Source organism: Arenimonas sp. SCN 70-307 (assembly GCF_001724815.1).
Taxonomy (GTDB): Bacteria; Pseudomonadota; Gammaproteobacteria; order Xanthomonadales; family Xanthomonadaceae; genus Arenimonas.
In genome coordinates, this window is sequence record NZ_MEDO01000018.1 from 112,921 (window position 1) to 123,564 (window position 10,644).

General features: G+C 71.2%; 13 protein-coding genes and 1 tRNA gene. 9 read left to right on the plus strand and 5 right to left on the minus strand.

Translation table 11 applies throughout. The features are described 5' to 3' along the window. The first annotated feature begins 6 nt into the window (after positions 1–6). Genes ABS41_RS10560 through ABS41_RS10595 form a run of 8 tightly spaced genes read left to right on the plus strand, consistent with a single transcriptional unit; the run spans position 7 to position 6,399 of the window. The gene (locus ABS41_RS10560) at positions 7–756 is read left to right on the plus strand and encodes a heme ABC transporter permease (RefSeq protein WP_290593698.1); all 750 of its coding nucleotides are present in this window, start codon (positions 7–9) and stop codon (positions 754–756) included. After that, a complete protein-coding gene (gene ccmD / locus ABS41_RS10565; RefSeq protein WP_290593700.1) occupies positions 753–914 on the plus strand; it encodes a heme exporter protein CcmD in 162 nt (53 codons plus the stop codon). The genes ABS41_RS10560 and ccmD overlap by 4 nt, the downstream gene beginning before the upstream one ends. Next, on the plus strand, positions 914–1,399 hold the full coding sequence (gene ccmE / locus ABS41_RS10570) for a cytochrome c maturation protein CcmE (RefSeq protein WP_290593730.1): 486 nt from the start codon (positions 914–916) through the stop codon (positions 1,397–1,399). Before ccmD ends, ccmE begins: the two co-directional genes overlap by 1 nt. Further along, positions 1,400–3,337 carry a heme lyase CcmF/NrfE family subunit gene (locus ABS41_RS10575; RefSeq protein ID WP_290593702.1) on the plus strand — a complete coding sequence of 646 codons (1,938 nt, stop codon included), beginning with the start codon at positions 1,400–1,402 and terminating at the stop codon, positions 3,335–3,337. Next, complete coding sequence (locus tag ABS41_RS10580; protein ID WP_290593704.1) at positions 3,334–3,867, plus strand: DsbE family thiol:disulfide interchange protein; 534 nt, start codon at positions 3,334–3,336, stop codon at positions 3,865–3,867. The genes ABS41_RS10575 and ABS41_RS10580 overlap by 4 nt, the downstream gene beginning before the upstream one ends. 26 nt (positions 3,868–3,893) lie before the next feature. After that, positions 3,894–4,292 (plus strand): cytochrome c-type biogenesis protein CcmH, encoded by a 399-nt coding sequence (locus ABS41_RS10585; RefSeq protein WP_290593732.1) that lies wholly within the window; start codon positions 3,894–3,896, stop codon positions 4,290–4,292. Beyond that, complete coding sequence (locus ABS41_RS10590) at positions 4,292–5,290, plus strand: tetratricopeptide repeat protein (protein ID WP_290593706.1); 999 nt, start codon at positions 4,292–4,294, stop codon at positions 5,288–5,290. Before ABS41_RS10585 ends, ABS41_RS10590 begins: the two co-directional genes overlap by 1 nt. Continuing rightward, entirely contained in the window at positions 5,287–6,399 is a 1,113-nt protein-coding gene (locus ABS41_RS10595) for a homoserine O-acetyltransferase (RefSeq protein ID WP_290593708.1), read from the plus strand. The genes ABS41_RS10590 and ABS41_RS10595 overlap by 4 nt, the downstream gene beginning before the upstream one ends. Positions 6,400–6,455: 56 nt before the next feature. Here the strand turns inward: ABS41_RS10595 and ABS41_RS10600 are convergent. The 4 genes from ABS41_RS10600 to ABS41_RS10615 form a co-directional block, all read right to left on the minus strand. Then, positions 6,456–6,541 (minus strand) — tRNA-Leu (locus ABS41_RS10600). A gap of 22 nt (positions 6,542–6,563) precedes the next feature. Then, positions 6,564–7,142, minus strand: a complete 579-nt coding sequence (locus ABS41_RS10605; RefSeq protein WP_290593710.1) for a cysteine dioxygenase family protein — start codon at positions 7,140–7,142, stop codon at positions 6,564–6,566. 68 nt (positions 7,143–7,210) lie between these two features. Further along, positions 7,211–7,663 carry a hypothetical protein gene (locus tag ABS41_RS10610; protein WP_290593712.1) on the minus strand — a complete coding sequence of 151 codons (453 nt, stop codon included), beginning with the start codon at positions 7,661–7,663 and terminating at the stop codon, positions 7,211–7,213. A gap of 3 nt (positions 7,664–7,666) precedes the next feature. Continuing rightward, on the minus strand, positions 7,667–8,380 hold the full coding sequence (locus tag ABS41_RS10615; RefSeq protein ID WP_290593714.1) for a hypothetical protein: 714 nt from the start codon (positions 8,378–8,380) through the stop codon (positions 7,667–7,669). A 117-nt stretch (positions 8,381–8,497) separates the two neighbouring features. Here ABS41_RS10615 and ABS41_RS10620 point away from each other — a divergent pair, with 117 nt between their 5' ends. After that, positions 8,498–9,808: a hypothetical protein gene (locus ABS41_RS10620; protein ID WP_290593716.1), complete on the plus strand. Its 1,311-nt coding sequence runs from the start codon at positions 8,498–8,500 to the stop codon at positions 9,806–9,808. Position 9,809: 1 nt separating this feature from the next. On the opposite strand, the gene ABS41_RS10625 is transcribed toward ABS41_RS10620, so the two are convergent. Next, positions 9,810–10,469: a response regulator transcription factor gene (locus tag ABS41_RS10625; protein WP_290593718.1), complete on the minus strand. Its 660-nt coding sequence runs from the start codon at positions 10,467–10,469 to the stop codon at positions 9,810–9,812. Positions 10,470–10,644 lie beyond the last annotated feature (175 nt).

Below are 10,644 nucleotides of genomic sequence, written 5' to 3' on the forward strand. Positions count from 1 at the left end.
GCCGCCGTGAATCCCGTCCTGCTCTGGTTCCACCAACTCGGTTCGCCGCCCAATTTCGACCGCTTCGCCGCCCGCTGGACCCCCTGGGGCTTCGGCCTGGGCCTGCTGGGCATGGCCATCGGCCTGTACGGCGCGCTGTTCGTGGTGCCGCCCGATTACCAGCAGGGCGACAGCTTCCGCATCCTCTACATCCACGTGCCGGCGGCCTGGATGAGCCTGTTCGTGTATGCGCTGATGGCCTTCTACGCCGCCATCGCCCTGATCTGGCACATCAAGCTGGCCGAGATCCTGGCCATGGCCTGCGCACCGGTCGGCGCGTGGTTCACCGCGGTGACGCTGGCCACCGGTTCGATCTGGGGCAAGCCGATGTGGGGCACCTGGTGGGACTGGGACCCGCGCCTGACCTCGGAACTCGTGCTGCTCTTCATGTACCTGGGCGTGATCGGCCTGTATTCGGCCATCGAGGACCGCCGCGCCGCCGCGCGCGCCGCCGGCTTCCTGGCCATCGTCGGCGTGGCCCTGCTGCCGATCATCCGCTACTCGGTGGAGTGGTGGAATTCGCTGCACCAGGGCGCCACCATCAAGCTCTTCGGCGAGTCGAGCATGGATTCGTCCATGACCTGGCCGCTGTGGGTGATGGTGCTGGCCACCAAGTTCTGGTTCATCGGCTCGCTGCTCCAGCGCGCCCGCGCCGACAACCTCGAGCGCGAGTCCGGCAAGGACTGGGCCCGCGCCCAGGCAGGGGACGCCCGATGAGCTACCTCGAGTACGTCGTCGGCGCCTACGCCGTGTTCTTCGCCTATCTGGCCTGGGACTTCTTCGCGCCACGCCGGCGCCTGGCGCGCACGCGCCGCGACATCGCCCTGCGCGCCCGCCGCGAGGCCGCGCGCGCACAGAAGGACACGCCCGCATGATGCACCCTACCCGCAAGCGCCGCCTGTGGCTGGTGCTGGGCCTGGTCGCCGCTTCGGCGGTGGCCGCCGGCCTGGTCACCCTCGCCCTGCGCGAGAACATCACCTACCTGTTCACGCCCAGCCAGGTCTTCGCCGGCGAAGCGGCCGACCAGGCCGTGTTCCGGCTCGGCGGCATGGTCGCCAAGGACAGCCTCGTGCGCGAGGAAGGCACGCTCAAGGTGAGCTTCGGCGTCACCGACGGCGACGCGGTGATGACCGCGCGCTACGAGGGCATCCTGCCGGACCTGTTCCGCGAGAACCAGGCCGTCATCGCCACCGGCCGCCGCGTGGGCGACGAATTCCACGCCACCCAGGTGCTGGCCAAGCACGACGAGCAGTACATGCCGCGCGAGGTCGCCGAGGCCATGGGCAAGGCGCACCAGAAGCACAACGTCGAGACCGACAAGGCCGACGAAGCCAAGCCCGCTGGCCAGGGAGGCTACTGAGTGCTGCCCGAACTTGGATTCACCAGCCTCGCGCTGGCGCTGATGCTCTCGCTGCTGCTGTCGGTGCTGCCGCTGGTCGGCGCGCACCGCGGCCAGTCGGCCTGGATGGCCACCGCGCGGCCGCTGTCCTACGCCCTGCTGCTGGTGGTGGCGGTGTCCTACGCCCTGCTCACCTGGGCCTTCCTGCAGCACGACTTCTCCGTGGCCTACGTCGCGCAGAACTCCAACACCCTGCTGCCGCTGGCCTACCAGTTCACCGCGGTCTGGGGCGCGCACGAAGGCTCGCTGCTGCTGTGGGTGCTGATCCTGTGCGCCTGGATCGCCGCCGTCGGCGTGTTCTCCAAGGCCCTGCCGGAAGCGGTGGTGGCGCGGGTGCTGGCGGTGATGGGCATGGTGGCGCTGGGCTTCCTGGCCTTCACCGTGTTCACCTCCAATCCCTTCGAGCGCCTGCTGCCGGCACCGCCGGAAGGCCGCGACATGAACCCGCTGCTGCAGGACCCGGGCATGATCTTCCACCCGCCCCTGCTGTACATGGGCTACGTGGGCTTCGCGGTGGCCTTCGCCTTCGCGGTGGCGGCGCTGATCGACGGCAAGGTGGACGCGCAGTGGGTGCGCTGGAGCCGGCCGTGGACGAACGTGGCCTGGGCCTTCCTCACGCTGGGCATCGCGCTGGGCAGCTTCTGGGCCTATTACGAGCTCGGCTGGGGCGGCTGGTGGTTCTGGGACCCGGTCGAGAACGCCAGCTTCATGCCCTGGCTGGTGGGCGCGGCGCTGCTGCACTCGCAGGCGGTCACAGAGAAGCGCGGCAGCTTCAGCGGCTGGACGCTGTTGCTTGCCATCGCGGCCTTCTCGCTGTCGCTGCTGGGCACCTTCCTGGTGCGCTCGGGCGTGCTCACCAGCGTGCACGCCTTCGCCTCGGACCCCGAGCGCGGCATGTTCATCCTGGCTTTCCTGGTGCTGGTGATCGGCGGTTCGCTGCTGCTTTATGCGCTGCGCGCGCCCAAGGTCGAGGCCGGCAAGCCCTTCGCCGCCGCCTCGCGCGAAACCCTGCTGCTGGCCAACAACCTGCTGCTCACCGCTTCGGCGCTGATGATCCTGCTCGGCACGCTCTACCCGCTGCTGGCCGACGCGCTGGACCTGGGCAAGATCTCGGTGGGCCCGCCCTACTTCGGCCTGCTCTTCATCCTGCTGATGATCCCGCTGGTGCTGCTGGTGCCGTTCGGGCCGCTTAGCCGCTGGCAGCGCGAGGATCCCTCGCAGCCGCTGCGCTGGCTGGCCCCGTGGGCCGTGCTCGCCGCGGTGCTGGGCCTGGTGGCCTTCTTCGCCTGGCCGCATGGCACCGCCAAGACCGCCTTCGGCATCGCCGGCGCCGTCTGGGTGCTGGCGGGCACGGCGCGCTTCGCCTGGCAGCGCCTGAAGTCCACGTCCAAGGGCGCGCGCTTCACCGCCGAGATGACCGGCATGCTGCTGGCGCACGCCGGCATCGGCATTTTCGTGGCGGGCGTGTTCATCACCGAATCGACCAGCATCGAGCGCGACGTGGCGGCGCGGCCGGGCCAGGTGTTCGAACTGCGCGGCTACGACTTCGAGTTCCGCGGCGTGGAAAAGCGCCAGGGACCGAACTTCATCGCCGACCACGGCACCGTGGTGGTGAGCCGCGACGGCAGGCAGATCGCGGTGATGCACCCGGAGAAGCGCGCGTACATGGCCGGCGGCCAGGTGATGACCGAGGCCGCGCTCGACGGCGGCCTCAGCCGCGACCTGTACGTGGCGCTGGGCGAACCGACGGACCGCGACGGCGGCTGGGCGCTGCGCCTGTACGTGAAGCCCTGGATCCGCCTGATCTGGCTCGGCTCGCTGTTCATGGCCGCCGGCGCCTTCGTCGTGGTCGCCGACCGGCGCTTCCGCCGGCCGGTGGCCGCCGGGGCCGCGGCATGATGGGCCGGCTGCTGCCGCTGGTGGCCTTCGCCGCGCTGGCGGTGCTGCTGGGCGTGGGCGTGATGATGAATTCGGGCAAGGACACCAGCGCCCTGCCCTCGCCGCTGCTGGGCAAGCCGGCGCCGGATTTCGCGCTGCCGGTGCTGGGCGAACCCGATCGCATCATCACCCGCGAGAGCCTGCTGGGCGCGCCCTACCTGCTCAACGTCTGGGGCAGCTGGTGCCCGGCCTGCCGCGACGAGCACCCGGTGATCACCCGCCTCGCCGAGTCGGGCCGCATCCGCGTGATCGGCTACGACTACAAGGACGAACCCGAGGAAGCCTTCCGCTGGCTGGCCCAGTTCGGCAACCCCTACGACCTGATCATCGCCGACGTCGAGGGCCGCGCTGCCCTGGACTGGGGCATCTATGGCGCCCCGGAAACCTTCCTCGTGGACGCGCAGGGCATGATCCGCTGGAAGTTCGTCGGCCCGCTCACCGATGAGATCGTGCAGCAGCAGCTGCTGCCGGTGCTGGAGACGCTGGAATGAAGACCTGGCTGCTTGCCGCCCTGCTGATGCTGTGCGCCGCCGCGGCGGCCGCCTTCGAGCCCATCGAGTTCCGCGACGCCGCCGAGGAAGCCCGGTTCCGCGCGCTCAGCGCCGAGCTGCGCTGCGTGATGTGCCAGAACCAGTCGCTGGCCGATTCCAACGCCCAGATCGCCGGCGACCTGCGCGCGCAGGTGCTCGAGCTGATGCGCGAGGGCAAGTCCGACCGCGAGATCAAGGATTACCTGGTCGCGCGCTACGGCGAGTTCGTGCTCTACAACCCGCCGGTGAAACCGTCCACCTGGCTGCTGTGGTTCGGCCCGGCGCTGATCGTGCTCGGCGGCGGCATCGCCGTGGCCGTGGTGGTGCGCCGGCGCGCCACGAATGCACCGGCCACCGCGCCGTCCGAAGACAACCAGGAGTGGTGATGTCCGGTTTGCTGATTGCTTCGCTGGGGCTGCTGGCCGTGGTGCTGGCCATCGTGCTGCGCCCGATCTGGAAAACCGCGCGCGCCGGTTCGCTGGCCGTGGCGCTGGTGCTGGTCGTCGGCACCGCCGGCCTCTACGCCCTCTACGGCGAGCCCGACGCGCTCGACCCGGCGCTGGTGAAGACCCCGACCACGCTCGACGAGGCCATCGTGCAGCTCGAGCGCCGCCTGGCCGACGAACCCGGCAGCGTCGAGGGCTGGGTGCTGCTGGGCCGCAGCCGCGCCGCGCAGGAGCGCTGGGCCGAGGCCGTGCAGGCCTTCTCCCGCGCCCAGGCGCTGCTGCCCGACGAGCCCGACCTGATGGTCGAGCTGGCCGACGCCCGGCTGCGCGCCGCCGGCGACGGCCGCTATCCGCCCGAGGCCGTGGCCCTGCTCGAGCGCGCGGTGCAGATCCAGCCCGCGCACCAGCGCGGCCTGTTCTACCTGGGCGCGCACCAGCTGCAGTCGGGCAACCCCGCCGGGGCCGCGGCGGTCTGGGAGCGCCTGCTGCCGCTGGTGGAAGCCAGCACCGCCGCCGCGCTGCGCCCGCAGATCGACCAGGCCCGCTCGCTGGCCGGCCTTGAGCCGCTGGCACCGGAAGAATCCGCAGCCCCCGGCCCGAGCCTGCGCGTGGCCGTGCAGCTCGACCCCGCCGTGGCCGACCAGCTGGCCCCGGGCGATACGCTCTACGTCTTCGCCCGCACCCTCGAGGGCGGGCTGCCGGTGGCGGTCAAGCGCCTGCCGGCCACGGGCTTCCCGCTCGAGGTGACGCTCTCGGACGCCGACGGCCTGATGCCGGCCCAGAAGCTCTCGCAGCAGGCCCGCGTGCGCCTGCTGGCGCGGGTATCGAAGTCCGGCGACGCTGGCGCGGCCCCGGGCGACCTGGAGGCCGGGGCCATCGAGCTCGACGTCGCCGACGGTGCCACCGCGACGCTGGTGGTTGCTAAAGTGGTGCAATGACCGAAGCCATCCCGCCGGGCACCCGTTTCGCCCGGCTCCCCTCGCCCTTCACCTTCAAGCGCGGCGGCAGCCTGTCCGGCGCCGTGCTCGCCTACGAAACCTGGGGCCGGCTCGCGCCTTCGGGCGACAACGCCATCCTGATCCTGCCCGGGCTCTCGCCCAACGCCCACGCCGCGGCCAACGAAGGCAACCCCGAGCCGGGCTGGTGGGAAGCGATGCTGGGGCCGGGCAAGCCCATCGACACCAACCGCTGGTTCGTGGTCTGCGTGAACCCGCTGGGCAGCTGCAAGGGCAGCACCGGCGCGGCTTCGGTGAACCCCGCCACCGGCCGGCCCTACCGGCTCGATTTCCCCGACCTGTCGGTCGAGGACGGCGCCCGCGCCGCGCGCGAGGTGCTGCGCGAACTGGGCATCGAGCGCCTGGCCTGCGTCATCGGAAATTCGATGGGCGGCATGGGCGCGCTGGCCTTCCTGCTGCTGCACCCGGGCCTGGCGCGCACGCACATCCAGGTCTCGGGCGCGCCGCAGGCGCTGCCGTTTTCGATCGCCATCCGCTCGCTGCAGCGCGAGGCCATCCGGCTCGATCCGAACTGGAACCACGGCCTGTACGACGACCACGCCTACCCCGAAAACGGCATGCGCATCGCCCGCAAGCTGGGCGTGGTGACGTATCGCTCCGCGATCGAATGGGATGGCCGCTTCGGCCGCGTGCGGCTCGACAGCGAGTGCCGCGAGGACGACCCCTTTGGCCTGGAGTTCGAGGTCGAGCGCTACCTCGAGGGCCATGCGCGTCGTTTCGTGCGCACCTTCGACCCCAACTGCTACCTCTACCTGAGCCGCTCGATGGACTGGTTCGACGCCGCCGAATACGGCGGGGGCGACGTGATGAAGGCCCTGGCCTCGATCCGGCTCGAGCGCGCGCTGAGCATCGGCGTGCACACCGACATCCTCTTCCCCCTGCAGCAGCAGGAGCAGGTCGCCGACGGCCTGCGCGCCGGCGGCGCCGACTCGCGCTTCCTGGCCCTGGAATCCCCGCAGGGCCACGACGCCTTCCTGGTGGACATCGGCCGCTTCGGCCCCGCCATCGGCGGCTTCCTGGCCGAGCTGTAAAGAAACGGGGTCAGGTTCACTTCCGCGCAACGGGCGAACGCCCGTTCCGCGGAAGTTGGTACCGGTGATAGGACTCGAACCTACACGCCATTGCTGGCAGCTGATTTTGAGTCAGCCGCGTCTACCATTCCGCCACACCGGCACGCGGGCGGCGCGAGTATAGCTCAGGCGGCGGCGTCCAGGCCGAGCTGGCGCGGGGCGCGGCGGTACCAGCCGTCGGCTTCGGGGTGGAACATCGAGCAGCAGGTCAGGGCCTGCTTGTAGATGTGCAGGGAGATCGCCACCGCGTCGGCGCTGGGATTGCGGATGGCGTGGTACTCGTGCGGCGGGATCAGGCTGCCGGCCGAGCCGACGCCGGCGATCTGGGTGCCCACCGGCTCGAAGCGCACGCGCTCGCCCTGCTCCTCGCGCAGCTCGAACTGGGTGATCTCCAGCTGGCCCTGCCACACGCCCTCGACGCACCACACGCCCGAATGGTCGTGCACCGGCGTGCCCTGGCCCGGGCCCCAGGTCATGGCCACCACGCTGTAGCCGCTCTCTTCGCAGCGGTAGAGCTCGCGGCGCGCGTAATGGTCGGCGACCGGCTCCTGGACACAGGCCGGCATCTGCACCGCGCGGGTGCGGATCAGCTCGGCCAGGCCGTTGCGGATGCAGTCGGTGGTTTCACGCTCGCAGCCCGTGGCCACGGCGCGGTCGATCATGGCGAACAGTTCCCGGCAACCGGGGAAATCCAGGGCCTGCATGGCGGCACCGAAGGGTTTGAATGTGACGGGCAGTTTACCAGCGCCGTACGGGCCGGGTTTGCGCCGGGTCAAACGGCCGCCGGCGGCCGCGGCCAGGGCCACCAGCCCCGGCCCTCGAGCGCATAGCGGTCGGCCGCTTGCTCGAAGCGGTTGCGGTGGCTGACGCCGCCGCAGGCCAGGTAGAGCAGCGGGAACAGCGGCCCGAGCACCATCGCCTGGTAGACGTGGGCGCGCTCGTGGTCGCCCAGGCGCACGCGCCGGTCGAAGCGGCCGGCCGCGGCGCTGGCGTAGGTGGCCGCGGTTTCATCCAGGCTGGCGCCGGTGTGCAGGATGACGTTGCCCAGCGCCAGCGCGCCGCCCGGGCCCCAGGGAAAACGATGGAACACCAGCGCGCCGTCCGACCAGCGCGGCCGTGCCCCGAAGGCCATGCCCAGCAAGCCCGCCAGCGCGGCCAGCAGGCTCAGCGGCGAAGCCCAGGCCGCGCCCAGCACGAACAGCAGCGTGCGGGCGGCCGGGGCCAAGGCTCAGCCTTCCCCGCCCCAGAGCAGGCGCGAGAGCGCCTCGGCGCTTTCCGGGTCGAGCTGGGTGGCGGTGTGGGTCATGGAATTGATGGCCCAGCAGGCATCCTCGTCGCTGGCCCGCCGCGGGTCGCGCAGCACGCCGGCCAGGCGCTCGCCGAACACGCCCGGGTAGGCCTCGCCCAGGTGGCGCAGCGCGCGCTCGCGCGCCTGCGGATCGGCCCTCACCTTCGGGGCATCGTGCACTTCGGCCTGCAGGGCACGCAGGTAGAACTCGAGGAAATTCTGGTGGTGCCGCGAAGGCAGGCGCTCGAAGGCGGCGCGCGCATCGCGCTCGAGCTCCGGGTCGAAGTCGTCGCGCGGGCGCATGAGCTTGGCGCAGCTGCGTTCCGGCAGGCGCGGGATCACCGCCGCCATCGCCCGGGTGGCGTTGATGAGCAGCGGCCCTTCCAGCGAGTGCGCGCCGCGCATCAGCGCCAGCTTGAGCTCGGCGTACAGGCCCTTGCTGGAGATGATGCCGGCGAAGCGCTTGCGCAGCCCCTCGTCCGCGTTGGCCCGGTCGACGAAGGCCTGGTGCTGCGCATGCAGCGGCGAACTGGCCGGATACGGGTTCTCGAACCGGGGCGGGGCCATGCCCGGCAGCGAGCCGCCGCCGGACAGATACTGCTTCGCGCCAAACACGACGGCCACCAGCACCAGCAGCCAGATGATCTTCTTCATGGAGTTTCCATCCGGGCTCTCCCCGTCCCGGGCGGCGCGATGCTAACACCCGCGGTCACCTTGTTGGCACCGGCCTCGTCTGAGAGGCTAGGCCCATCCGCCCACGCCGCCCCCGCCATGTCCGACCCGAACGAGTCCCTGTCCCTGCCCAAGCGGACCACGCCCACCTGGGAGATGGAGCTGCTGCTCTCGGGCGCGACCGTGTTCGCGATGTTCCAGGCCACGCAGGCCGTCACCGAGTGGGGGGCGCGGCTGCTGCCGCGCCTGGCCGACAACCCGCGCATGTTCGCGAGCGTGCTGTTCACCTACGGCAATGGCGCGCTGACCCTGCTCACCCTCGCCTTCCTGCTGCACCTGACGCTGCGGGCCTACTGGGTGGCCTTGGTGGGCATCAACTCGGTCTATCCCGAGGGTCCGCGCTTCGACCGGCTGCGCGTCGGCCCCATCCAGCGCGAACTGGTGCGCAGCCGCTGGCGGGCGCTGTCGGACCGCATCGAATCGGCCGACAACGCCGCCACCGTGGTCTTCGCGCTGGGCATTTCCCTGGCGCTGATCCTGGTGCCGATTTCCGCCGTGGTCACGCTGTTCTACCTGGTGGCCGCCGTGGGCAGCTGGCTGGCGGGCAAGCCCGAGCTGACCAGCCTCGTGTTCGGACTGCTCTCGGGCCTGGCCTTCCTGCCGTTCTGGATAGCCACCACGCTCGACAAGCGTCGCGGCGAACGTTGGTCCGAAGGTGGCTGGATGCACCGGGCCTGCACGGCAATGCTGCGCACCTACACCCGCCTGGGCATGGGCCGCGACTCGAACCCGATGGTGATGGTGTTCTCGACCAACATCGGCGAGCGCAAGGGCATGGTGATCGTGTTCATCGCCATGTTCGGCGCGATGCTCGGCAGCACCGTGCAACTCGCCCTGTCGCGCGACCAGCTCGGCATGGGCAGCTATGCCGATTTCCCCGACCCGCGGCGCGGCATGGCCAGCAGCCTCGATGGCCGCAGCTACGCCTCGATGCAGGAGCCGGGGCAGCTTCCGAACGCCCCCTTCCTGCCTTCGCCGGTGTCGCGCGGCGACTACCTGCTGCTGGTGGTGCCCTACGTACCGATGCTGCACGGCGAGCTGTTCGCGCGCTGCCGCAGGCAGGCCGAGGCCGCGGTGGCCGACGAGGACGCGCGCGCGGCGCGCCAGCTCGCCTGCGTCGGCGCGGGAATCACCGTCACGCTCGACGGCCAGCCGGCGGCGATCGGACCGGAGTGGTATTCCGACCCCCGGCGCGACCTGCGCGGCCTGGCCTGGATGCTGCCGGTGTCGACGCTTGCGAAGGGGCGCCATGAGCTGGTCGTGCTGCCGCCGGCCGCGCCGGCCAACGAACGCGAGGCGGGCCCGGGCGAGGATGCGCCGCAGCCCTGGCGCATCCCGTTCTGGCGCTGACTCAGGCTTCGCGCGCGGGATCGGCCAGCGCCAGCGCGCCGAGCAGCACACCGGCCTGGGTGCGGTTGCGCACGCCGAGCTTCTCGAAGATGGCGCTCATGTGCGCCTTCACCGTGCGCTCCTGGATGCCCAGCTCGTCGGCGATCTGCTTGTTGAGCCGGCCCTCGGCCACGCGCGCGAGCACCTTGAACTGCTGCGGGCTGAGCGTGGCCAGGCGCGCGGCGGTCTCGCGGTCGCCCGGCTCGGCCGTGGCGCCGGCGACGGCCTCGCGCAGCGACGGCGGCAGCCACTCCTCGCAGGCGAGCACGGCGCGCAGGCCGGCCTGCAGCTCGTCGAGGCTGGCGCGTTTGGTCAGGTAGCCGGCGGCGCCGTAGGCGAGCGCGCGGCGGATGGTGGCCGGGTCTTCGTGCGCCGAGATCATCGCCACCGCCACGCCGGGGAATTCCGCGCGCAGCGACGCCAGCCCCACGAGGCCATGGCTGCCGGGCATGTGCAGGTCGAGCAGCACCAGGTCGGTGTCGGGGTTGGCGGCCAGCGCGGCCTGCACGCCAGGCAGGTCCTCGGCCTCGTCGATCGTGGCCTCCGGCAGCACGCCGCGCACCGCCTGCGCCAGCGCGAGGCGATAGAGCGGGTGGTCGTCGGCGATCAGCAGGCGGGTCATGGCCCGATTCTAGCCGCGCCCTTCCCGTGTAGGAGCGCCTTCAGGCGCGAATCTCTTCTTTGCCGAAGGCAAAGGCAAAAGATTCGCGCCTGAAGGCGCTTGTGTCTGGCTTTTGCCCTAGGGTTTGGGGTGAGAGCGGGGTGCGGGACGCCGCTGTTGCGCAGTGCTCGAAAGC